At 66.6% G+C, this 22,573-nt stretch carries 18 protein-coding genes, 1 tRNA gene and 1 pseudogene; 13 read left to right on the top strand and 7 right to left on the bottom strand.

Annotated features, from left to right (window positions below):
- Window positions 1-54: 54 nt before the first annotated feature.
- The 3 genes from xsc to XAN126_RS0120715 all read right to left on the bottom strand — a co-directional run bounded on the left by xsc (window position 55) and on the right by XAN126_RS0120715 (window position 4,930).
- On the bottom strand, window positions 55-1,830 hold the full coding sequence (gene xsc / locus XAN126_RS0120725) for a sulfoacetaldehyde acetyltransferase (protein ID WP_024280471.1): 1,776 nt from the start codon (window positions 1,828-1,830) through the stop codon (window positions 55-57).
- Window positions 1,831-1,919: 89 nt separating this feature from the next.
- Entirely contained in the window at window positions 1,920-3,260 is a 1,341-nt protein-coding gene (locus XAN126_RS0120720; RefSeq protein WP_024280470.1) for an MFS transporter, read from the bottom strand.
- A complete protein-coding gene (locus XAN126_RS0120715; RefSeq protein WP_024280469.1) occupies window positions 3,224-4,930 on the bottom strand; it encodes a GMC family oxidoreductase N-terminal domain-containing protein in 1,707 nt (568 codons plus the stop codon). Before XAN126_RS0120715 ends, XAN126_RS0120720 begins: the two co-directional genes overlap by 37 nt.
- A 193-nt stretch (window positions 4,931-5,123) precedes the next feature.
- Here XAN126_RS0120715 and XAN126_RS0120710 point away from each other — a divergent pair, with 193 nt between their 5' ends.
- The 9 genes from XAN126_RS0120710 (at window position 5,124) to XAN126_RS0120670 (ending at window position 14,038) form a co-directional block, all read left to right on the top strand.
- On the top strand, window positions 5,124-5,954 hold the full coding sequence (locus XAN126_RS0120710) for an IclR family transcriptional regulator (RefSeq protein ID WP_024280468.1): 831 nt from the start codon (window positions 5,124-5,126) through the stop codon (window positions 5,952-5,954).
- Between the two features lie 338 nt (window positions 5,955-6,292).
- On the top strand, window positions 6,293-7,006 hold the full coding sequence (locus tag XAN126_RS0120705) for a spermidine synthase (protein ID WP_024280467.1): 714 nt from the start codon (window positions 6,293-6,295) through the stop codon (window positions 7,004-7,006).
- A 12-nt stretch (window positions 7,007-7,018) separates the two neighbouring features.
- Window positions 7,019-7,732: a DUF2161 family putative PD-(D/E)XK-type phosphodiesterase gene (locus tag XAN126_RS0120700; protein WP_024280466.1), complete on the top strand. Its 714-nt coding sequence runs from the start codon at window positions 7,019-7,021 to the stop codon at window positions 7,730-7,732.
- A gap of 353 nt (window positions 7,733-8,085) precedes the next feature.
- Entirely contained in the window at window positions 8,086-9,117 is a 1,032-nt protein-coding gene (locus tag XAN126_RS0120695; RefSeq protein ID WP_155982367.1) for a PspA/IM30 family protein, read from the top strand.
- Window positions 9,117-9,767 (top strand): OB-fold-containig protein, encoded by a 651-nt coding sequence (locus tag XAN126_RS0120690; RefSeq protein ID WP_024280464.1) that lies wholly within the window; start codon window positions 9,117-9,119, stop codon window positions 9,765-9,767. The genes XAN126_RS0120695 and XAN126_RS0120690 overlap by 1 nt, the downstream gene beginning before the upstream one ends.
- Window positions 9,768-9,781: 14 nt before the next feature.
- The gene (locus XAN126_RS0120685) at window positions 9,782-11,557 is read left to right on the top strand and encodes a flotillin domain-containing protein (protein WP_081762730.1); all 1,776 of its coding nucleotides are present in this window, start codon (window positions 9,782-9,784) and stop codon (window positions 11,555-11,557) included.
- 97 nt (window positions 11,558-11,654) lie between these two features.
- Window positions 11,655-12,368, top strand: a complete 714-nt coding sequence (locus tag XAN126_RS0120680) for a lysophospholipid acyltransferase family protein (protein WP_024280463.1) — start codon at window positions 11,655-11,657, stop codon at window positions 12,366-12,368.
- Window positions 12,365-13,315, top strand: coding sequence for a phosphatidate cytidylyltransferase (locus XAN126_RS0120675; protein WP_024280462.1), 951 nt, complete (start codon window positions 12,365-12,367; stop codon window positions 13,313-13,315). Before XAN126_RS0120680 ends, XAN126_RS0120675 begins: the two co-directional genes overlap by 4 nt.
- A gap of 63 nt (window positions 13,316-13,378) precedes the next feature.
- Window positions 13,379-14,038, top strand: coding sequence for a CDP-alcohol phosphatidyltransferase family protein (locus XAN126_RS0120670; protein WP_024280461.1), 660 nt, complete (start codon window positions 13,379-13,381; stop codon window positions 14,036-14,038).
- Between the two features lie 154 nt (window positions 14,039-14,192).
- Here XAN126_RS0120670 and XAN126_RS0120665 read toward each other — a convergent pair whose 3' ends face one another.
- Window positions 14,193-15,044, bottom strand: a complete 852-nt coding sequence (locus XAN126_RS0120665) for a MurR/RpiR family transcriptional regulator (RefSeq protein WP_029877506.1) — start codon at window positions 15,042-15,044, stop codon at window positions 14,193-14,195.
- A 111-nt stretch (window positions 15,045-15,155) separates the two neighbouring features.
- On the opposite strand from XAN126_RS0120665, the gene XAN126_RS0120660 reads away from it, so the two are divergent.
- Window positions 15,156-16,700, top strand: coding sequence for an MFS transporter (locus XAN126_RS0120660; RefSeq protein ID WP_245272307.1), 1,545 nt, complete (start codon window positions 15,156-15,158; stop codon window positions 16,698-16,700).
- Window positions 16,701-16,747: 47 nt separating this feature from the next.
- The gene (locus XAN126_RS0120655; protein WP_024280458.1) at window positions 16,748-17,407 is read left to right on the top strand and encodes an aspartate/glutamate racemase family protein; all 660 of its coding nucleotides are present in this window, start codon (window positions 16,748-16,750) and stop codon (window positions 17,405-17,407) included.
- Here XAN126_RS0120655 and XAN126_RS28485 read toward each other — a convergent pair.
- Both XAN126_RS28485 and XAN126_RS0120645 read right to left on the bottom strand, forming a co-directional pair.
- Window positions 17,391-17,492: pseudogene (locus XAN126_RS28485) on the bottom strand (IS5/IS1182 family transposase); the annotation flags it as partial. The gene XAN126_RS0120655 and the pseudogene XAN126_RS28485 sit on opposite strands and share 17 nt — an antisense overlap.
- A gap of 730 nt (window positions 17,493-18,222) precedes the next feature.
- Window positions 18,223-18,297 (bottom strand) — tRNA-Gly (locus XAN126_RS0120645).
- 130 nt (window positions 18,298-18,427) lie between these two features.
- Between XAN126_RS0120645 and XAN126_RS0120640 the strand changes: the two genes are divergently transcribed.
- Together XAN126_RS0120640 and XAN126_RS28000 are read left to right on the top strand one after the other, a co-directional pair.
- Window positions 18,428-20,329: an aminopeptidase P family protein gene (locus XAN126_RS0120640; protein WP_024280457.1), complete on the top strand. Its 1,902-nt coding sequence runs from the start codon at window positions 18,428-18,430 to the stop codon at window positions 20,327-20,329.
- A 238-nt stretch (window positions 20,330-20,567) separates the two neighbouring features.
- The gene (locus tag XAN126_RS28000; RefSeq protein WP_197023048.1) at window positions 20,568-20,723 is read left to right on the top strand and encodes a DUF3309 family protein; all 156 of its coding nucleotides are present in this window, start codon (window positions 20,568-20,570) and stop codon (window positions 20,721-20,723) included.
- A gap of 249 nt (window positions 20,724-20,972) precedes the next feature.
- Here the strand turns inward: XAN126_RS28000 and XAN126_RS0120630 are convergent, their stop codons facing one another.
- Complete coding sequence (locus tag XAN126_RS0120630) at window positions 20,973-22,328, bottom strand: aspartate aminotransferase family protein (protein WP_024280456.1); 1,356 nt, start codon at window positions 22,326-22,328, stop codon at window positions 20,973-20,975.
- Between the last annotated feature and the right edge of the window lie 245 nt (window positions 22,329-22,573).

The following is a 22,573-nucleotide window of genomic DNA, read 5'->3' as shown; positions in this document are numbered from 1 at the left end:
GGCAGAAATGGCCGGGCGGGGCGTGCCGAGGAGCCGTCCCCGCCCGTATCTCGGTCAGCGCGCGATCTGCTCGCGCATGTCGGCACGGGCGATGCCGGCCACCGGCACCGGCTTCTTCATGGCATCCCGGCGGAAGGGCTCGCCGAGCTCCTGGTTCAGCACCACCTCGATGAAGGTGGTGATGCCCTTTTTCTGCTCCTCGGCGGCGGTGTGGATGGCCTCCCTGAGGCTCTCCGGCGTGTCCACGCGCACCCCCTTGAAGCCGCAGCCCTCGGCGATCTTCGCGTAGGAGAGCTTGGGGTCCAGCTCGGTGCCGACGAAGTTGTTGTCGTACCAGAGCGTGGTGTTGCGCTTCTCGGCGCCCCACTGGAAATTACGGAACACCACCATGGTCACCGGCGGCCATTCCTCGCGGCCGATGGAGGTCATCTCGTTGATGGAGATGCCGAACGCGCCATCTCCGGCAAAGCCGAACACTGGCACGTCCGGGCAGCCGATCTTGGCGCCGATAATGGCCGGGAAGGCATAGCCGCATGGACCGAACATGCCGGGGGCGAGATATTTCCGCCCGATCTCGAAGCTCGGATAGGCATTGCCGATGGCGCAGTTGTTGCCGATGTCCGTGGACATGATGACATCCTTCGGTAGCGCCGACTGGATCGCCCGCCACGCCTGACGGGGCGACATGCGGCCCTTGTCGCGGGCGCGGGCGTCCTCGTTCCAGCGGGTGCCGGGATCGTCGTCCTCGTGGTCCATGGAGGCGAGCTGCTGGAGCCAGCGCGAGCGGGTCTGGTGGATCAGCGCGCGGCGCTCCGCCCGGCCCTGATCGCCGGCGCCGGGGGCGAGCTGGCCGAGCAACTGGCCGGCCACTTCCTTGGCGTCGCCGCAGATGCCCACGGTGATCTTCTTGGTGAGGCCGATGCGGTCCGGGTTGATGTCCACCTGGATGATCTTGGCCTGCTTCGGCCAGTAGTCGATGCCGTAGCCGGGCAAAGTGGAGAAGGGGTTGAGCCGGGTGCCGAGCGCCAGCACCACGTCGGCCTGCGCGATCAGCTCCATGGCGGCCCTGGAGCCGTTGTAGCCGAGCGGGCCGACGGCGAGGGGATGGCTGCCGGGGGCGGCATCGTTGTGCTGGTAGCCGGCGCACACGGGCGCATCGAGCCGCTCGGCCAGCGCCATGGCCTCGCCGATGGCGTTGCCGATGACCACGCCCGCGCCGTTGAGGATCACCGGGAACTTCGCCTCGGACAGGATCTGCGCCGCCTCGGCGATGGCGTTGCGGCCGCCGGCGGGACGCTCGAGGCGCACGATCTGCGGCAGCTCGATGTCGATCACCTGGGTCCAGAAATCGCGGGGCACGTTGATCTGCGCCGGGGCGCAGGCACGCCAGGCCTTCTCGATCACGCGGTTGAGCACTTCGGCCACGCGGGAGGGGTCGCGCACCTCCTCCTGGTAGCAGACCATGTCCTGGAACATCGCCATCTGCGAGACTTCCTGGAACCCGCCCTGCCCGATGGTCTTGTTGGCCGCCTGCGGCGTCACCAGCAGCATGGGGGTGTGGTTCCAGTAGGCGGTCTTCATGGCGGTGACGAAGCCCGTCACGCCCGGCCCGTTCTGGGCGATGGCCATGGCCATGCGGCCGGTGGCGCGGGTGTAGCCGTCGCAGATCAGGCCCGCATTGGTCTCGTGGGCGCAATCCCAGAAGCGGATGCCGGCCTTGGGGAAGAGGTCGGACACCGGCATCATGGCCGAGCCGATGATGCCGAAGGCCTCGTTGATACCGTGCGCCTGCAGGACTTTGATGAACGCCTCTTCGGTGGTCATCTTCATGACGGAAAAATCCTCTTGGAACCTTGGAGATCTTGCAATTCGGGGGGAGGGAGGCGGCGGCCGCGCGCCGCCTCCGGATCGGAAACCCGTCAGCGCGCTGGCTGGCGTACCGTTTCGGTCGAGGCGCGCGTGGCCTTCGATAACTGGGCGCCGGGGGCCGGCACCCGGATCGCCAGGGCCGAGAGCATGGAGATGAGCGCTGCGAATACCACGTAGGCGCACACCTGCCAGGGCTGCCCGTCGCCACGGGCGAGCAGGTAAGTGGCGATGATCGGGGTGATGCCGCTCGCGAAGATTCCGGAGAACTGGTAGACGAACGAGATGCCGGTGTAGCGCACCCGGGCGTCGAACAAGTCCGAAAACAGGGCCGCCTCCGGCCCGTAGCACATGGCGTAGAGCACGCCGAACGGCACCACGATGCCAAGCGCGATCAGCGGCAGGGACCCGGTGGAGAACATCCAGAAGGCCGGATACACCACCAGGGCCAGCAAGGCGGAGCCCACCGCATAGGTGCGCGGGCGGCCCCACTTATCCGACAGCTTGCCGAACATCGGGATGGTGAACACCATGACGAAGGCCGCGAGCGTCACCAGCCAGAGGGCCGTCGTGCGCGGCACCTTCACGTAGTTCGCGAGGTAGACGATCGAGAACACCGCGAACACATTGAAGAATACGCCGTCGATGTAACGCACGCCCATGCCGAGCAGAATGTTGCGTGGATACTCCTTGATCATCGTGACGAAAGGGATCGCCTGAGCCTTGTTGGCGGCCTTTACCTGCTCGAATTCCGGAGTTTCCTGAACTTTCAGTCGGATATACATGCCCACGATGATGAGAACGACCGAGCCGATGAAGCCGACACGCCAGCCCCAGGCCATGAACTGCTCTTCGGGCAGCATGGAGACGATGGCAGTGACGCCCGAAGCGAGGCACAGGCCGAGCGCGAGGCCGATCTGCGGGATGGAGGCGAAGAAACCGCGCTTGTCCTCCGGCGCGTATTCATACGCCATCAGCACCGCGCCGCCCCACTCGCCGCCGATGCCGATGCCCTGGGCGATGCGCAGGAGCAGCAGCAGGATGGGCGCGGCGACGCCGATCTGCGCATAGGTGGGCAGGAGGCCGATGGCCACCGTCGCCACGCCCATGATCATCAGTGTGATGATGAGCATGCTCTTGCGGCCCAGCTTGTCGCCGAAATGGCCGAAGATGAGCCCGCCCACCGGCCGCGCCACGAAGCCCACCGCGAAGGTGGTATAGGCGAGCAGGATGGAGACGACCGGGTCGTCGCCCGGAAAGAACAGCTTGTTGAATACGATGCCGGCGACGATGCCGTACAGGAAGAAGTCATACCACTCGATGGTCGCGCCGATGACGCTGGCGCCGACCACGCGCCTCAGCTCGCGACTTGAAGCTCCTGCTTGCCCAGCCATTGTTGTGTCCTCCCGTCATTGATTTGATTTGGGGCGTTGTCTCGCCCATTCCTGTTGTTCATCACGTCCTCGCGGATCATGTCGGCGGCTTTTTCTCCGATCATGATCGCGGGAATATTGGTGTTGCCGGACACGAGGCTCGGCATCACGGAGCAATCCACCACCCACAGGCCGTCGACGCCACGGACCCGTAGGCGCGGGTCCACCACCGCATCGCGGTCGGTGTCGGGGCCCATCCGGCAGGTGCCGGCGGGGTGGAAGATGGTGGCGCCGTATTCGCGGGCGAAGGCGAGCAGGCCCTCGTCGTCGGCGACGCCCGGGCCGGGCATCTTCTCTTCCGCCACATAGCTCTTCAGCGGCTCGGTGGCGGCGAGCTTGCGGGCGAATGTCATGGCGGCGACCGCGCAGCGCCGGTCGGTGTCGGTGGCCAGATAATTGGCGCTGATCTTCGGCGGCTGGAGCGGATCGCCAGAGCCGAGCCGCACCCAGCCCGTGCTCTCCGGCCTGAGCTGGCAGACCGAGAGGGTGAAGCCGGAATAGTCATGCACCTTGCCGCCGGCCATGTCCGCCGAAAGGGTGCCGATGTGGAACTGGATGTCCGGAGTTTTCGATTCCGGCAGCACCCGCGTGAACAGGCCGCCCTGGTTGATGCCGATGGCCAGCGGGCCGCCACGGAACAGGAGATATTCAAGTCCCATCCTGAGGCGCCCGAACAGGGAGTTCAGTGCATCGTTGGTGGTGATGGGCTTGGTGCAGCGATAGAGCAGGCGCAGCTGGAGGTGATCCTGCAGATTGCCGCCGACGCCGGGGCTGTCCACATGGACGCCGATGCCGTTGGCCTTCAGGTGTTCGGCCGGCCCGATGCCCGAGAGCATGAGCAGGTGCGGCGATTGCACCGCGCCCGCCGACAGCACCACCCCCCGCCGCGCCCGGATGACCTTCACCCGGCCCCCGACACTGACCTCAACGCCCACGGCGCGGCCGTTCTCGAACAGCACCCGGCGGGCCTGCGTCTCGGTGAGGATGGAGAGATTGGCGCGGCCCTTGGCAGGGGCAAGATAGGCCTTTGCCGCGCTCATGCGGAAGCCGCTGCGGGTGGTCAGCTGGTAATAGCCGACGCCTTCCTGCCGGGCGCCGTTGAAATCCGCCGTCTCCGGCACGCCGAGCTTGCGCCCGGTCTCCTTGATGACCTCGATCAGCTCGTGCTTTCGCGGGATGGAGCTGATGCGCACAGGGCCATCGGTGCCGTGGAGCGGATCACCGGCGAAGGCAGGGTTGTCCTCCAGCTTGCGGAAGTAGGGCAGGACATCCTCGAAGCCCCAGCCGGTGGCGCCGCGCGCCGCCCAGCCATCGTAATCCTCCTGCTGGCCGCGGATGACGATGAGGCCGTTGATGGAGGAGCAGCCACCCAGCACGCGGCCGCGGGGCCAGTAGATGCGCCGGTCGCCCATGGTGGGTTCCGGCTCGGTGTGGAAGCGCCAGTTGAGGCGATCATTCCACATGGTCTTCCCGTAGCCGATGGGCACGTGAATCCAGGGGTTCGTGTCCTTCGGCCCGGCTTCCAGCAGGGCGACGCGGCTCTTGCCGTCTTCGCTCAGCCGATTGGCCAGAACACACCCCGACGACCCGGCGCCGATGACGACGAAGTCGAAGTTTTCCTCGCCTTGCATTGGCAGTTTCCTCTCTGCGGAACGGACGATGCGACGAAGGGATGAGATGAGTCAATGCATTTTTTGAACTGAATCGTCTCATTTAATGAGATTTATGTTGTGCAGTGCGAGGGGCGCTGTGTGCACCTGCGTTCCGTTTGACACCCCGCTGCCAGCCGCTAAGGCTGCACGCAGCGAGAGGCTGGCGATTCAGATGGCCAAGGCAGCGAAGCAGCAGCTGGAGAGCGTGGAGAAGCCGGAGAAGCCCGAGGAGCGGGACAACGCCTCGGCCATGCTCCGCGCGCTCGATCTTCTGGGCGAGATCGCCCGCTCCGAAACGCCCCTCGGCGTGCCGGAGCTGTGCGTGCGGCTCTCCCTGCCCAAGCCCACCGTCCATCGCCTGTGCCAGAAGCTGGAGGCGGAATCCTATCTGCTGCGCGAGCCGGACGGCCGGCGCTTCGCGGTGGGTCCCCGCTTCCTGCGGATGGGCTTCGACATGCTGCGCAATTCGGTGAGCACCGAGCGGCGCGGCATCCTCGAAGCGCTGGTGGATGTGGCGGGCGAGACCTGCAATTTCGTGACCCGCGTGGGCTCGGAAGCGATCTATCTCGACCGCGTGGAAGCGGCCTGGCCGCTGCGCCTGCATCTGGAGGTGGGCTCGCGCGTGCCCATGCATTGCACGGCCTCCGGCAAGCTGTTCCTCTCCGCCATGCGCCCCGTCCAGCGGCGGCGCATTCTGGAGACGCTGCACCTGAAGGCGCAGACGCCGAACACGATCACCACCGTCGAGGCGCTCGACGCCGAGCTGGAGCGCATCGCGAAGAATGGCTACAGCACGGACGATCAGGAGTTTCTGGAGGGCCTCGTCGCCATCGCCGTGCCGGTGAAGGACCGGCGCGGCACCGTGGTGGCAGCGGTGGCCTGCCACGGCCCGCTGCCGCGCTTCTCGCTGGAGAAAGCGCGGGCGCTGGTGCCAAACCTCAAGGAAGCGGCGGAACGGCTGCAAGCCACCCTTCCCGATTCCGGCGACGTCACGGACGACTGACGAACGCCTTGCCTGCGGGATCACTCGGACCGGACGATGGGGAACGAACCCGCGACATACAGATTGGGAATTTGGCGCAAGCCGTTGGATTGAAACATACGGTCAATGGCTGAGCTCAAGGCGCTAGGCCGAATGTCCGCTGTTGGGCCACAAGCCGGTTTCCGGGCACGGAAATAGGGGCAAGGCGGACCGCAGATCCGCCTTGCCCCTCAACTTGAGACACGAGCCTTCTCATCGCGCGGCGGCACGCGGTCGTCTGCTGGACGGTAGCGAGGGGACGGAGGTTTGGCCTATATAAGGCCGCTCGCAAAATGCGATCCTCAACCGAAGAGTGACCCGTGATCCCCTGGTCGCAACTCGACACCGCGGACGTGCCCGATGGCGGCGGCCGCCTCCGCCTGATGCAGCGCGGCGCGGAATTCTCGATCATGGCCGGGTCCATCGAGCTGATGAACAGTCGCCTCAGCGGGTCGGAAGAGGCGCTCGCCACGATGGTCTGCGCCAGACTTCAGGACCGCCCCAGGCCGCATGTGCTGATCGGTGGGCTGGGAATGGGTTTCACCCTTCGCGCGGCGCTCGCCGAACTCGGGCCCGATGCCCGTGTCACCGTGGCGGAACTGGTGCCCGCGGTGGTCGCGTGGGCGCGGGGCCCCATGGCGGGGATCTTCGCGGGTTGCCTGACCGATCCGCGCGTCAGCATCCGCGAAGAGGATGTGGTCGGCCTGATCCGTGCCGGCCGGGCGGCTTTCGACGCGATCCTGCTTGATGTCGACAACGGACCCGAGGGGCTGACACGCGCGGCCAACGACCAGCTTTACGATAGTGCCGGCCTCAACACGGCCAGGGCCGCGCTGCGGCCCGGCGGCGTGCTGGCCGTCTGGTCGTCGAGGCCGGACCGGAACTTCACCCAGCGGGTTCGCAAGGCCGGGTTTGGCGTCGAAGAGGCGCGCGTGCGGGCCAATGGCGGGCGCGGGGGGGCGCGCCACATCATCTGGATCGCCACCAATCCGGAGGTCCGCTCTCCCGGCCCCGCCCGGCACAGGCCGGCCTGACGGAGGCGGATCCTGGAGACTTCCCTTTATCTGCCCGTGAAGACGTTTCTGGAGGGCCTCGGCTTTGCCGTCAAAGGCGAGGTCGGCGGCTGCGACCTGGTTGCGCTTACGGGAGACGGAATACCGATCGTGGTCATTGGGGAATTGAAGCTCAGCTTCAATCTGGAGCTCGTCCTCCAGGCCGTCGACCGTGCCTCCGCCTGTGACGAGGTCTGGCTCGCAGCGCGCACATCGGTGCGCGGAAACGGACGGGAAAGCGACGCGCGCTTCCGTAACCTGTGTCGGCGCCTCGGCTTCGGCATGCTCGGCGTTTCGTCTGGGGGCGAGGTGACGGTCCTCGTCAGCCCCACGTCTCCCATGCCGCGCAAGGATCCGCGCCGCAGGTCGCGGCTCGTGGAGGAGCACCGGCGCCGGCTGGGCGATCCGGCGGTGGGGGGCGGCTCTCGTACACCCATCATGACCGCCTATCGGCAGCAGGCGCTCGCCTGTGCCCTGGCCATGGCGGAGACCCCCAAACGCCCGCGCGATCTGCGTGCGTTCGCGCCCAACGCCGGAAAAATCCTTCTGGACAATGTCTATGGCTGGTTTGCCCGTGTGGATCGCGGCATCTACGGCCTCACGCCGGCAGGGCGCGAGGCGCTGATCCGCTGGCAGGCGGTCCCCGGTTCCGCGACTGCAGCCGGCATGGTGGTGCCGATGGGCTCCAGCACAGCCGGCGATGCCTGAACCAGCCGGCCCCGGTGAACGTCGCGAACGCGATGGCCTGGAAAGATCAGCATGGACCATGCAAAAGTTCGGGGCGACGTCGGGGACGTTCCCTCCGTCGCGACACGCTATGGACCGGTTCGTCGCCCGATGACCCGGAGAGGTGTGGCCCAGTCGGCCTTCGACTTTGAGGCGAAGTGAAGCCTCCGTTCAGACACGCCATGCGTGCGAGATTTGCTTGAATGTACAAAATCCGTGCTTTATAAATTCACGCCATGAGCGTGCGCTTTCGGTCCACCATGACGTGCATGCTGTCGCCCTCTCCAGAGGACGAGCGCGCCATCCGCGCGACCTTCGCCGACTATGGGGTGCTGATGCGTCTGCTCGATGATTTCGCGCAGCAGCGCGGGGCGAGCGCCAACCTCGTCGCCCTGCACGAGCAGGCCTATGCGCCCATCCGGGAGCAGACGCGGTTGCCGGCGCGGCTGGTGTCGCTGGGGCTGCGGGATCATGCTGCTCGGCGCGGCGGCGTGACATTCGACGGACTGCCGCTCGACGGGCGGCTCTACGCCATCAAGAGCCCGACCCACCTGAGCCTCGCGACGGTAGATGGACGCAGGCTCATCGCCTACGCCGTCGCGGGATATCAGGCCGGCTGGCCTGACCATGCCGAGGCGCGCCTCGTCGTCCGGAATGGAGAAACATCGATCCTCGTTGGCGTCGCCACCGCCGCAAAATCCAAGGAGACCAGCATGGCCACCGAAGGAATCCTGACGCGCATCGGCCGAGTCATCGCAGGCGTCGCCCATGGGGCGGCCGACAATCTGGAAGGCGCAAACCCGATCGCGACTGTCGAACAGTCCATCCGGGAGATCGACGCCATGGCCGAGGAGGCGCGCGTCGGCGCCGGCAAGGCGCGGGCGGAGGAGCACCGGATCAGGGCCAAGATCGCCGAGATCGACGAGGAGATCGCCGACCTCGCGGCCAAGATCGCGGTCGGCCTCTCCGAAGCCCGGGAGGATCTGGTCAAGCCGGTGATCGGTCTGCAGATCGATCTCGAGGCGCAGCAGGCCGCGCTGGAAACCGCGCTCGCCGAGGTCTCCGACCGTATCGACGAGGCGGGCAAGGCGCTACAGGCCATCAATTCCGCGCGGCAGGATGCCGTCGCGCGCCTGAACGCCTTGAAGAAGAGCACGCAGCCGGCGGCCGGCGCTCCGGTGGCGCACGAAAGCGCATCGGAGCGCAACGCGCAACGGCTCGCCCGCTCGCTCGACGCCATCGTGCGCGTCACCGGCGTTCCCGGGCGGCCGACCACGGCGGCGTCCGAAGTCGAGGAACTGGCGCGTCTGCAGCGGGAGAAGGAGATCCAGGAGCGTCTGCTGAGCTACAAGGGATCGCGCAACTGATGGACGCCTTGACGGGAGCCGGAGTTTATCCGTTCACCATCGCGGCGCTCATCCTCGTCGGCCTCGTGGCCGTCGAGCTGTGCGCGATGCTGGTGGGATTCTCCATGTCCTCTCTGCTCAGCCACGATCTGGGCCACGACAGCTTGGCACACGGCGGGGATCACGGACCTCTGGGCGCCTGGATGTCGTGGCTGAACGCCGGCGGTGTGCCGCTGCTGGTGCTCCTGATGGTCTGGCTCGCATCCTTCGCCATCGCCGGGTTCGCCGTACAGGCGGTGGCTCATGCGGTGGTGGCGCCGCTGCCCGCCCTGGTGGCAGGCCTTGTGGCGGCGGTCCTCGCCACGCCGGCCACGCGAACCCAGTCACGGCTGCTTGCGCACATCATTCCGCGCGAGGAGACCTCCGTCGTCAGCCAGGCGGACCTGATCGGCCTTCTCGGAACCGTCGTCCTAGGCCCCCTCGACCAGGGCAAGCCCGGACGCGTGCGGGTGAAGGACCGGCACGGCAACATCCACGTCCTGCGGGCCAGGGCCGCTGCCGGGCACGTCATCGCCCAGGGCGCGGCCGTTCTGGTCGTCGACGGCGCGGCGGGGCTTTACGAAGCCATCCCGGCACCCGCAGACCTCGCTGCAAGGCCACCATCCAACTAGGGGGACGCCAATCCATGGACTACGTCTCGATCCTGACGATCGCCGGCATCGCGGTCGCTCTCGTCGTCGGCATCGGCATCGTCATGGCGTCGCTCTACAAGCGTTCGACGCGCGACAAGGCGTATGTGCGAACCGGCCTCGGCGGCAAGCGCGTCGTTCTCGACGGCGGCTCCGTGATCCTGCCCATCTTCCACTCCTATGCCTGGGTGCAGCTCAGCACGCTGCGCCTGGAAGTCCAGCGCGCCGAGGCCGAGTCCCTCATCACTGCCGACCGGATGCGGGCGGACATCGCTGCGGAATTCTACGTGCGGGTGAAGCCGGACGAGGAGAACATCGCGCTGGCGGCGCAGACCCTCGGCGAGCGCACCAATGATGCTGATCTCCTGCGCAAGCTGGTCGAGGCGAAGTTTGTCGATGCCCTGAGGTCGGTTGCAGCCACCATGTCGCTCAAGGACCTGCAGGAGAAACGGTCCGAATTCGTCAAATCCGTGCAGGAGGCCGTCGCGGCGGACCTGCAGTCGAATGGCCTTGAGCTCGAGACCGTCTCGCTGACGCGTCTCGACCAGACGGACATCAAGCACTTCAACGAGAACAACAGCTTCGATGCGGAAGGCCTCACCGCGCTGACGCGCATCACCGAGACCCGCCGGCGCGAGCGCAACGACGTCATCCGCGACACCGAGGTGACGATCGCGGCGAAGGACCGGGAGGCGGCCCTTCAGCGCCTGACCATCCAGCGCGAGCAGCGCGACGCCGAGCTCAGCCAGGAGCGCGACATCGCCAACAAGACCGCCGAGACGCGGGCCGAGAAGGCGCGGGCGGAGCAGTCCGCCCGCCTGTCCGAGGAGACCGCGCGTCTCAATGCGGAGCGAGGCATCGCTCAGAACGAGGCGGAGGCAAAGCAGGCCACCTCCACCGCCCGGATTGAGGCGGAGCAGCGCATCGCCCAGAGCGAGGCGCTCGCGAAGCAGGCGACCGAGACCGCCCGCATCGACGCCGCCATTTCCATCGCCCAGAAGAGCGAGGCGGAATCCCAGGCCAGGGCGAAGGCCGAGGAAGCCAAGGCCGAAGCCGTGACCGCGGCGGAAAAGGTGGAGACGGCCCGGGCCGTCGAGATCGCCAGCCGTGCCAAGCAGATTGCCGTCATCGACGCTCGCCGTGACGCCGAGCGGGACGCCACCCGCGTCACCGTGAACGCCCAGGCCGAGCGCGAGGCCGCCGACAATCTGGCCGAGGCGCTGCGCACTCAGGCCACCGCCGAAGCGGAAGCCAACAAGATCAAGGCAAGCGGCATCATCGAGCTGGGCGAGGCCGAGGCCCGGCGCGAGCGGGCCCTCAACGAAGCCCGGAACCTCCTTTCGAGCCACATCCTGGGCTTCGAGCTTGCGAAGCAGCGCGTCGCCATCGTGCCGGATGCGCTGGCGCAGGCGCTGAAGCCCATCGAGAAGATCTCGGACATCAAGATCTTCAGCGCCGGCAATCTCCTCGGCTCCCTTGGCGGGAACTCATCCGGCGACGGCGCGGGCGGCGGCCCCATTGGCGACCTCAGCAGCCAGTTGCTGAAGTTCGGTGCCCAGAAGCCGATCCTGGACGAAATCCTCAGGCAGGCCGGCTTCCGGGGCATGGATCCGGTGGCTGCGCTGCTCGGGGAAACGCAGACGCGCGCGACCCGCGCCACCACCGGGCAGCCGGACCGCGATGGCGTGCGTCATGTGGAGATCGACCTGACCGACGCCCTTGCTGCGCCCGGCCTGCCGGACGAGGCGCCCCCGACGCCTGCCGTACCGTGATTCCTCTGCGGCCCGATCGGATCGAAGAGCCTGAGGGAGGAGCGATCGGCCGCACCGTGGACAGAGACCTCCGCTGCGATAGAACAGCCTCGATGACATGATTGCGGAAGATGCGTCCGTGGCAGAATCAGCGCCCGACCTGACAGCGCCGAAGCGTCCGCAAGGCGCGACGGCGAACCGCGCCCTCGCGAGAGTGGCCAGCGCGGTCGTCCTTTTGTTCGCCCACGCCATCACCGCCGTTCGCGCCAAATGGGAGGGTGTGGCGCCCATCGACGAACAGCGGATCTACTTCGCCAACCACGCCAGTCATGGAGACTTCGTGCTCATCTGGGCGGTTCTGCCGACCCGGATGCGGGCGCGGACGCGACCGGTCGCGGGTGCCGACTACTGGCTCAAATCCGCCATCCGGCGTTTCATCGGCTGCGACGTGTTCAACGCCGTTCTCATTGCCCGAGACCGGCTCACGCAATCGGAAAATCCCATCACGCAGATGGTGCAGGCCCTCGACGACGGCAGTTCGCTCATCCTTTTCCCGGAAGGCACACGCAATCTGAGTGACGCGCCTCTTTTGCCGTTCAAGAGCGGGCTCTATCATCTCGCCCGAGCGCGCCCCGACGTCAGTCTCGTTCCCACCTGGATCGACAACCTCAACCGTGTTCTGCCGAAAGGCGAGGTCATTCCCATCCCACTCATCTGCACCGTCACGTTCGGGCTTCCGCTGCGAATTGGCGACGGCGAGACTAAGACGGCCTTCCTCGCCCGGGCCGAAGCCGCCCTGTTGGCCCTGTCCGCGAAAGCACCCCTGACGTGACAATGCCTCCCTCAGAACTCGTGACGGTCCTTGCCGGGCTCCTCGGTTTTCTCTGCGTCGCGTCAATCATCGGCTATGCGCTGAAACGGCGTTTTTCCGCCGACGGGTCCAACAGTGTCATTGAAAACCTGAATGACCGCGTCCGGTCCTGGTGGATGATGGTCATCCTGATGGGGATCGCTCTGGCCACCGGAAGAGCCGGCGTAATCGTATTCTTCGCCCTCTGCTCCTTCGCGGCGTTGCGCGAATTCATCACGCTGACCGACACCCGCCGGGCCGATCACTGGGCTCTTGCGATCGCCTTCTTCATCATCCTGCCGGTTCAATACTATCTGATCTGGATCGACTGGTACGGTCTCTACGCCATCTTCATTCCGGTCTATGCCTTCCTGTTGATGCCCATCGTTGCCGCATGGCGTGGCGACACAGACCATTTTCTCGCGCGCATCGCGGAGACCCAGTGGGCACTGATGATCTGCGTCTTCTGCACCTCCCACGTGCCGGCCCTGCTCAGCCTCGATATTGCCGGCTTCGGCGGACGCAATGTGATGCTCATCGCCTTCCTGGTCATCGTCGTCCAGTCGAGCGACGTGCTGCAATATGTCTGGGGCAAGCTGATCGGCCACAGGAAGATCGCTCCGAAGCTCTCACCATCAAAGACGCTGGAGGGGTTCCTTGGGGGCGCGCTGAGCGCAACCGCGGTCGGTGCAGCCCTCTTCTGGATAACGCCGTTCTCCCCGATCGAAGCCGCGGGAATATCGTTCGTGATTGTCGTCATGGGCTTCTTCGGCGGCCTCGTCATGTCGGCGATCAAGCGCGACCGCGGCGTCAAGGATTGGGGTCACCTCATCGCGGGTCACGGCGGCTTCCTCGACCGGCTTGATTCCGTGCTTTTTTCCGCTCCGATCTTCTTTCACATCACGCGCTTCTGGTGGTCGGTTTCATAAATCTGCACGCGGTACTCTCTGCGTGGGGCGACCCCGACACCTGGAGCGACGGAAACGCGAGCCATGACGACTGGAAGCGATCGCCGTCCCCTTGCAAGCCGCAACACGGGCTGGGCACGTGCCGCCGCACGCCGCCTGACCTCCGCCGGTATCACCCCGAACCAGATCTCCATCGCGAGCATCGCGATGGGTGTGCTTGCCGGAGCGTCGTTCTGGGGGGCGGGCCTCGCGGATGGCTGGCTGCGCATTCCCCTGTTAATTGCAGCGGCGCTCTTTTGCCAATTGCGGCTGCTCTGCAATCTTTTCGACGGGATGGTGGCGATCGAGGGCGGCAAGCAATCGCGCGATGGGGCCTTCTGGAATGAGTTTCCCGATCGCATTGCGGATCTCGCGATCTTCGTGGGTGCGGGATACGGCATCGGCATGCCCGGGCTCGGCTGGGCAGCGGCAGCTCTCGCCATTCTGACCGCCTATACGCGGGAACTCGGTCGTGCTTGCGGCGCGGCCGCCGACTTCTCCGGACCAATGGCCAAGCAGCATCGCATGGCGACAATCACGGCGGCGGGCCTCCTCAGTCTGTTGGAGCCCCTCTGGAACGGCCGAGATGACGTGCTGACAGCGGCGCTCTGGATCATTGCGATTGGTTCGGCCATCACGGTATTCCGACGCGCCATGCGCCTGGTTGAGGCACTTCGATCGCCGCCGGGGCTGCCTCCGCAATGAACACGGGGGAGCATCTCGTGCTCCTGTCGGCTCTATCCAGGTGAATGTCCGCCCTTGGCAGCATTTCTACGCCTGGTTCTGGTGTGCGTTGGGCGCCATGTTGATGCCGTCTCAGGCCATGTGGACCTTCTCCGGCCTTCTGCCTTTCAATGCCTTAGGGCTCCTCGTCGAAGGCGTCGTGGGCTGCCTCGATCGCGGCCATGCGGCGCCGGCCTTCACGGCCGCTGAGTTCCAGGACGCGGGTGGCCAGAAAATGCGAAAGCCCGATCACCGCCACATGGTTGTCCAGCGGGCCGGCCGCCCGCGCCTGGCAGGTGATGAGCCATGTGGCCGGGCCCGGGTTCTCCGTGGCCGAATCCGCCACGCACAGGACCTGCGCGCCGGCCTCGACTGCCCGGGTGATCAGGTGGGAGGAGGCGAGCGTCGAACGCCGCAGGGCGAAGACGATGAGGACGTCGCCCTTATTCAGGGTTACCGCATATTCGGCGATGGTCTCCCCCGCAACCGGCAGCAGGATGCTGGTCTCGATGACGCGGAAGACCTGCCAGCGCAGATAGGCCGCGAAGGACTGATTGTTGCGGAAGCCCACGAACCAGACCCGCTTTGCCGCGAGCATGGCCCGCGCGATCCGGTCGATCATCTCGTCGGACAACCCGCCGTAGGTCTCGGACAGGTTCTGGACACTGAGTTCGAGGTGGGCACGCAACGTGTCGCTGGCATGGCTCTCGCCGCTCAGCAGCATCAGCGGCGAGCCGGCCTTCTGCTCCAGCCGCACCTGCCGCCGCGCGTCGTTATAGCTTTCATACCCGAGCCGGTGAAAAAAACGGGTCACCGCCGCATTGGAGACCCGTGCGGCATTGGCAAGCTCGGTTGCCGTATAAGCAGGCAGATTGCCCGGAAAATCGATCAAGAATTCAGCGAGCCGCCTCTCGGTCGGAGACAGATCATCCCTGTGGCGGGTGATGCGCGCCACCAGCGAGTCCTTGGCCGAAATCGTCGTGCTCACCGCGCCTCACCTGTTCCTATCATCTTGTGCCGTCAGCCGAACCGCGGTTCGGCCCGCCTGCCGCGGGCATGCGGTCCAGCTCCTGTATGACCCAAAGCGCCGCGCGGCACCATGCGGATCGTTGCGCTGGCATGGAAGTTGCTGAAAAAAATTTTGCAGAACGTGCATATTGAAAATTCAATCGCAGCCGTCCTGCGGGTTTGGGGACCAACGAAGGGACTGACCATGGCTGGGGAAAACGTGCAGCTTTCCGCCCCCGCGTCCGAGGCGGCGGTGCAGGTCGAGACGGCGCTCGACAAGATCGGCGTGACCACCGCGCACAAGCTCATCGTGCTGCTGGTGCTGTTCGGGGTGATGTTCGACGTCTTCGAGCAGAATACCGTGGGGCTGATCGCCCCGTTCCTGCGGGAACAGTGGCATCTCTCCGCGGCCGATATCGGGTTTCTCAACACGATGACCTTCGTCGCGGCCGCCATGGGGCGGCTCGGCTCCGGCGTCCTGGCCGACAGGGTGGGCCGCCGCTTCATGCTGAACGTCAACCTGCTGTTGTTCACGGTCGGCGCCGCGATCTGCGCTCTCGCGCCGGGCTATACCACGATGGCCATCGGCCGTTTCATCGTCGGCCTCGGGCTCGGCGGCGAGATCGTGACGGCAGTCACCCTGCTCGCCGAGTTCTGCTCCTCCAAGTTCCGCGGCACGGCGGTCGGGCTCATCAATGTGGGAGGCGGCGGCCTCGGCAACATGCTGGCCCCGGCCTTCGCCCTCCTGATCTTCACCCTGTTCCCGGGCGGGGACGGCTGGAGGTGGCTGTTCGGCGCGCTCGTGCTCCCGGCGGTCCTGGTCGTGTTCTATCGGCGCTTCGTGCCGGAGACACCGCGCTTCCTGGTCACACGAGGCCGGGTGGCAGAAGCCAATCGCGTGTTGTCGCAACTCGCGACCGGGTCCTTCTCGACCAAGAACGTCAAGGTGACCGATCACGTCACCTCGCAGCCGGTGATCGAGACGCCCAGGCTCGGCGCGATCGTGGCCGACATCTTCCGCCGCGGCCTTCTTCGCCGCACCCTTGCCGTGGGGATCGCGTCCTGGATGACGTTCGGCGCGCAGCTCACCGTGCTGACCCTTATGCCGACGATCCTCGTCTCGCAGGGCCATACGATCACGCGGAGCTTCCTGTACACGATCATCCTGCAGAGTGGCAGCCTGTTCGGCGCGCTCACGGCGGCGGTGCTGGCAGCGCGCGTCCCGCGCAAGATCGTGCTGACGACGGGCGCTCTGTGCGCCGTGGCGGCGGGGCTGGGCTTCGGCTTCCTGGCCACGACCGACGCGCTGATCCTCGCGTTCGGCGCCGCATTTCAGTTTTTCGTGCTGCTCCTGAACACGACCATCTGGATCTTCGCGCCGGAAAACTACCCCACCCGGGTTCGCGGCTTCGGCACGGCGTTCATTCTCGCGCTCGGGACCATGGCGGGCGCGTGGATGCCGCTGCTTGCCGGCCGGGTGTTCGACATGGCCGGTGTCGCCGGCATGTTCACCATGATGGCGGGCATGTACGCGATCTTCGCCATCGCCGTGCAGTTCGCGCCGGAGACCTTCGGAAAGTCGATGGAAGCCGTGCCGGAGACGGCGCCGGCCGAACGTCCGCTTCAGACCGCCTGACGCCTCTCCCCTGGGCCGAGGTCCGGCCCGGGTATCAGGAACTTGCCGTGACAACGATCCTCCTCATCAATCCCAATACCTCCACCCGCTCGACCGAGATGATGCTTTCGGTCGCGGGGCCTCTCCTGCCTGATGCCGTCACCCTGCGCGGGGTGACGGCCATGAGCGGGGCCTCCATGATCGTGGACGAGGCCGGCCTTGCCGAGGCCGCCGACGAGGTCGTCCGTATCGGGCTCGCGGAGGCATCGCGCGTAGATGCGATCATCGTATCGGCCTTCGGCAATCCGGGAGTGGGGGGGCTGCGTGCGCTCCTGCGGGTTCCAGTGGTTGGTATCGGCGAAGCGGCCGTCCTCAAGGCCGCGGCGACAGGATCCCGCTTCGGGATCGCCACAACGACGCCGGATCTCGTGCGCTCCATCGAGGCCGGCGTCCGCGACCTTGGCCTTCAGGGCCAATTTACGGGCGTTCGCGTGCCGGATGGTGATCCCATCTCGCTCGCGGCGGATCCTCCCGCGCAGGACCAGGCCCTGGCTGCGGCGGCGACCGCCTGCATCGAGCAGGACGGCGCGGACACCGTGGTGATCGGAGGTGGCCCACTCAGCGACGCCGCCGCAAGACTGCGCCTGCGCTTTCCCGACCGGATCGTCGAGCCCGTCCCGGCCGCGATCCAGAAAATCCTGGGGGCGATGTTCATGACCTGTAGCTGACGGTCGAAGCGATGCCGACGGCAGCGAGAAAGCTGACGGCGGGGGCGTATCGTGTGGTGACGCGTCGGACGTCCTTGAGGCGCCCGGCGAATGCGAGACGTCGCCATTGTCATACGCGACCAGTATCCCGCATGGCGTCGCTGGTGGCCGCGAATTCACCGGGTTCCACGTTTTCGCGGAGCGCGCGCATCATGTCGGGCGTCGCCAAACTCGCGCGCTGCAGCAAAAAGCTGAGTTGCCCCGAGTTTCTAGACGCCGTCAGCTTTGGCATTGTACTGCCGTTCGAACTCGATTGGCGACAGCATACGCCACGAGCGTGCTTCCGGGGGGGTACGATAAGGCGAATAGACCGAAGAAGGCCGGGGGCAGGAAAGAGTCCGAAAGGCGCAGGGCATCGTCTCGATGATGCGCCGTCTACCGGGATATGGAGTCATAGCCAAGCCCAAAAAGTGCGGACGGCTGGCCCGCATCCTCGATGAGATCCGATTCAAGCGACCCGGTCGGCGCAGGTCGAAGCTGGAGCTGCACCCTGCGTCCGATGCTGCACCTTGGGTCTCAGGTGGGCGCACATCTCGGATGACCTTCTTATGGTGAAAGAAACCACCATGACGGGTGTCGACGTTGGTCACGATCTCAAGCTGACCCCGCTCGTGATCCAGCTCCCATCCCAAATTCCGGCTGACCGCCGGTCCGGCCCCGTCATCGGGAGCGAAGTCGCCCAAATGCGGGCGGCTCACCGGAACAAGCGGTAGACCTCCACGGGGAGCGCCGAGTTCAACGGTAGGCCGACAAGCTCTTGTCATAGCTCGCGAAACTGGAGCGGGCGATGGGAATCGAACCCACGACATACAGCTTGGGAAGCTGTCGTTCTACCACTGAACTACGCCCGCACAGGCGCCGACCATAATCGGATGCGGGGTTGCCCATCAAGGGCGTTTCGCGAAATACCCACTGCGTTGCCGTTGCCCGGCGGGGCTCCTATGGTCGGAGGGATTTCAACGATTGCCCGGCGCCCCGCCCATGACGTCCCCTTCTTCCGCCCATTCCCCGCTTCATCCGGCCTCCCACGGCCATCCCCCGTTCAAGGCGCACTTCCAGACCTTCGACGATCTCGCTGACGGCGCCGAGGGGCCGGCGCGGCTGGCGGCGCTTCGGGCGGAACTCGCCCGCCTCGGCTTCGACGGCTATGTGATCCCGCGCGCGGATGCGCACCAGAACGAATATGTGCCGGCCTGCGAGGAGCGGCTTGCGTACCTTACCGGCTTCACCGGCTCGGCCGGCACCTGCGTGGTGCTGCCGACGGAGGCGGCGTTGTTCGTGGACGGGCGCTACACCCTCCAGGCCCCGGCGCAGGTGGACGAGGCGGCCTTCACCGTGGTGCCCCTGTCGCAGACGCGGCCGGACAAGTGGATCGAGGACCATCTGCCGCGTGGCGCCCGGCTCGGCTTCGATCCGTGGCGCACCACTATCGATGGCCGCGAGCGGCTGGTGAAGGCGGTGGCGGCGGCGGGCGGCATCCTCGCGCCGCTGGATGCCGATCCGTTCGATCCCATCTGGCCCGATCGGCCCGCACCGCCCCGTGAACCGGTGCGCCTGCTCGACCTTTCCGTCGCCGGCGAGGACACCGCCACCAAGCTCCAGCGGGTGCAGGAGAAGCTCGCCGAGGAGAAGCTCGACGGCGTGCTCGTCTCCGATCCGCACGGGGCTGCTTGGCTGTTCAACATGCGCGGCGGGGACGTGGCGCACACGCCGCTGCCGCTCGCCTGGTGCATCATCCCGCGCGAGGGACTGCCCGACCTTTTCCTTGAGGCGCTGAAGCTCTCTCACGAGGTGCGCGCCGCCCTCGCGGGGCATGCCCGTCTGCACAGCGTGGGCGACCTCGACCGCGTGCTCGCTGCCTTCGCCAAAGGCGAGGGCAAGGGCGACGGAAAGGGCCGGCGCATTCGCGTCGATCAGGCCACCGCGCCCGTGCGCCTCGCCACGCTCATCGAGACGGCAGGCGGCATCGCCGACAAGGGCGCCGACCCCATCTCCCTCATCAAGGCCTCGAAGAACCCGGCCGAGATCGCGGGGATGCGCGCGGCCCATGTGCGCGACGGCGCTGCGCTGGTGCGCTTCCTCGCTTGGTTCGACCGGGAGGCGCCCACCGGCAAACTGACCGAGATCGACACGGTGGAGGCGCTGGAGACCTTCCGCCGCGCCACCGGCTGTCTTACCGACATCTCCTTCCCGACCATCGCCGGGGCGGGGGAGAACGGCGCCATCGTGCACTACCGGGTCACGCGCAAAACCAACCGGGCGATCCATCCGGGCGAGCTGTTCCTCCTCGATTCCGGCGCGCAATATCCTGATGGCACCACGGACATCACCCGTACCCTCGCCGTCGGCACGCCGACGGAAGATATGCGCCGCCACTACACGCTGGTGCTGAAGGGCCATCTGGCTCTCACCCGCGCGGTATTTCCCAAGGGGATCACGGGGGCCCAGCTCGATCCGCTGGCGCGGCAGTTCCTGTGGGAGAACGGGCTCGATTTCGATCACGGCACCGGCCACGGTGTCGGCGCAGGGCTTTCCGTGCATGAGGGGCCGGCGCGCATCTCCCAGCTCGGCCACCTGTCGCTGGCCGCGGGGATGATCCTCTCCAACGAACCGGGCTTCTATCGCACCGGCGCCTACGGCATCCGCATCGAGAACCTGATCCTGGTGGAGGACCGCCCGGTGGAGGCCGGCGAGCGGCCGTGCTTCGGCTTCTCGACCCTCACGCTGGTCCCCTACGACCGGCGGCTGATCGATCTTCGTCTCCTCACCGGTGCCGAGCGGGCGCAGGTGGACGCCTATCACGCCGAGGTCCGCGCGACCCTCGCGCCGCTGGTGGATGAGAGCAGCGTCGACTGGCTCGCCGGAGCCACGGCGCCGCTCTAGAGCACGCGCCCATCAGATGGCATCGCAGTCTGATCGGGTCACGCGTTCTCTTGCCAAGTGTGAGAGGGCGATTCACCGAGCGGATTGATTCAATCCGCTCGGATCGCGCTTTATAAGTTGGCCGGACCGCCCGCAGAGCTTCGGGCGTTCCTCCACAAGCCAAGGAACTGCAAGGCCTCGTGGGCGTTACCAGATGCGCGAGGCGGAGCGTGGCTCCGCCCGACAGACTGGGAGGCCGCTGATGTCCACGATCCTCATCATCATTCTCGTGCTGCTGCTCATCGGCGCGCTGCCGAGATGGGGCTACAGCTCCGGGTGGGGGTATGGACCCGGCGGCATCGTGGGTGTGCTGCTGATCATCGTGATCGTGCTGGCACTCACAGGACGGCTCTAGCGGCCTCGCGGCTGGTGCCGGCTGGCTGGGCCGGTCGGTGCCGGCCGCGTGAGGCGCGCGCAAATCTCCACGTCCAGTTGCTTCCATCTCGAGACCGCGAATGTGCGGCCCGCGAGCTTGACGCCCCTGCTTCGCGGCCCGCACGGCCTGGCCGTCGGCCGCACCCCGTTGCGGCTGGCGGCCAGGGTGTGTGGGTTGCCCGTCGGCGTCCGCCGCTCACCAGGGTGCGGCGGACGCGCGCGGCGTTCTTCAGGCGGTCTTTTCGATCACCCGTCCGAGCTTCTCCACCAGCTCGCCCACCTGATCCTTCGAGATGATGAGGGGCGGGGTGATGACGAGCGTGTCGCCGGCGATGCGCATCATGAAGCCTTCCTCGTGGAAGGCCTTCTCCAGCGCCTCGTAGCCGCGCAGGCCGGGCGAGCCGGCGCGCGGGGCGAGGTCCACCGCACCGGTGATGCCCACGGTGCGGATGTCGAGCACGCCGGGCTTGTCCTTCAGCGACATGACCGCATCGGCGAAGAAGGGCTCCAGCGCCAAGGCGTGCGTGAAGGTGTTCTCCTTCGCGTAGAGGTCGAGCGTCGCGAGGCCGGCGGCGCAGGCCAGCGGATGCGCCGAGTAGGTGTAGCCGTGGAACAGCTCCACCACGTGCTCCGGCCCCTTCATGAAGGCGTCGTGGATGGGCTTGCGGGCGATGACGCCGCCCATGGGTACGGCGCCGGCCGTGATGCCCTTGGCGAAGCAGATCATGTCCGGGATGACGCCGTAGCGCTCGGCGGCGAAGGCGTAGCCGAGGCGGCCGTAGCCGGTGATGACCTCGTCGAAGATCAGCAGGATGCCGTACTTGTCGCAAATCTCGCGCAGGCGCTTGAGATAGCCCTTCGGCGCCGGCAGCACGCCGGTGGAGCCGCCCATGGGCTCGACGATGACGGCGGCGATGGTGGAGGCGTCATGCAGGCCGACGATGCGCTCCAGCTCGTCGGCGAAATGCGCGCCATATTCCGGCTCGCCCTTTGAGAAGGCCTGATTCTCCCGGTCGTAGGTGGTGCGCAGGTGGTCGACGCCGGCCAGCATGGTGCCGAAGGTGCGACGGTTCGCCACCATGCCGCCCACGGAAATGCCGCCGAAGCCGACGCCGTGATAGCCGCGCTCGCGGCCGATGAGGCGGGTGCGGGTGCCCTGTCCGATGGTCTGCTGGTAGGCGAGGGCGATCTTCAGCGCCGTGTCCACCGCCTCGGAGCCCGAGTTGCAGAAGAAGACATGGTCGAGGTCGCCGGGCGCGAGGTCGGCGATCTTGGTGGCGAGGCGGAACGCACTCGGGTGGCCGTATTGGAAGGTCGGGCCGAAATCCATCTCGGCGGCGCCGTCGCGGATGGCCTCGACGATGGGCTCGCGGTTGTGGCCGGGGTTGACGCACCACAGGCCGGCGCAGCCGTCGAGGATGGGGCGACCTTCCGGCGTATAATAGTGCATGTCCTTGGCGCGGGACACGAGCCGCGGTCGCTTCTTGAACGACCGGTTGGAGGTAAACGGCATCCAGAAGGCTTCGAGGTCGTTCGGAACACTGTCCGCGCGCATGCCGTCGGTCACCAGATCGTCCAGAGCCATGATGGTTCCTCTCCCGCGCGCCTTGTCTTTGGCGCCGATTTACAACGCGCCAGCGCGCACAGTGCGGGTCGCGCGCCGCCGGCACATGCCGGCCGGCGGCCTCGGGTGCGGTCGCGTCGCGGCAAGGCTAGCAGTCCGCATTGCCGGTGGGAACCGTCGCGGGAAGCTTGCCGCAGGGAGCGCGCTCACCTTGATCCCGCCCTCTTGCTTGTGCATGGGTTCTGATCGACAAAGGTCGTGACCGT

The organism is Xanthobacter sp. 126 (assembly GCF_000526175.1).
Lineage (GTDB): Bacteria > Pseudomonadota > Alphaproteobacteria > Rhizobiales > Xanthobacteraceae > Xanthobacter > Xanthobacter aminoxidans.
The sequence above is the reverse complement of the archived record's forward strand: the minus strand, read 5'-3'. Positions and strand labels throughout refer to the sequence as shown.

Coding starts and splice junctions, on each gene's coding strand:
- XAN126_RS0120640 (WP_024280457.1), top strand. CDS start 18,428: ATGACGTCCCCTTCTTCCGCCCATTCCCCGCTTCATCCGGCCTCCCAC.
- XAN126_RS0120660 (WP_245272307.1), top strand. CDS start 15,156: ATGCGGATCGTTGCGCTGGCATGGAAGTTGCTGAAAAAAATTTTGCAG.
- XAN126_RS0120695 (WP_155982367.1), top strand. CDS start 8,086: ATGCGTCTGCTCGATGATTTCGCGCAGCAGCGCGGGGCGAGCGCCAAC.
- XAN126_RS0120630 (WP_024280456.1), bottom strand. CDS start 22,328: ATGGCTCTGGACGATCTGGTGACCGACGGCATGCGCGCGGACAGTGTT.
- XAN126_RS0120715 (WP_024280469.1), bottom strand. CDS start 4,930: ATGCAAGGCGAGGAAAACTTCGACTTCGTCGTCATCGGCGCCGGGTCG.
- XAN126_RS0120690 (WP_024280464.1), top strand. CDS start 9,117: ATGGACGCCTTGACGGGAGCCGGAGTTTATCCGTTCACCATCGCGGCG.
- XAN126_RS0120680 (WP_024280463.1), top strand. CDS start 11,655: ATGATTGCGGAAGATGCGTCCGTGGCAGAATCAGCGCCCGACCTGACA.
- XAN126_RS0120685 (WP_081762730.1), top strand. CDS start 9,782: ATGGACTACGTCTCGATCCTGACGATCGCCGGCATCGCGGTCGCTCTC.
- xsc (WP_024280471.1), bottom strand. CDS start 1,830: ATGAAGATGACCACCGAAGAGGCGTTCATCAAAGTCCTGCAGGCGCAC.
- XAN126_RS0120720 (WP_024280470.1), bottom strand. CDS start 3,260: ATGGCTGGGCAAGCAGGAGCTTCAAGTCGCGAGCTGAGGCGCGTGGTC.
- XAN126_RS0120670 (WP_024280461.1), top strand. CDS start 13,379: ATGACGACTGGAAGCGATCGCCGTCCCCTTGCAAGCCGCAACACGGGC.
- XAN126_RS0120710 (WP_024280468.1), top strand. CDS start 5,124: ATGGCCAAGGCAGCGAAGCAGCAGCTGGAGAGCGTGGAGAAGCCGGAG.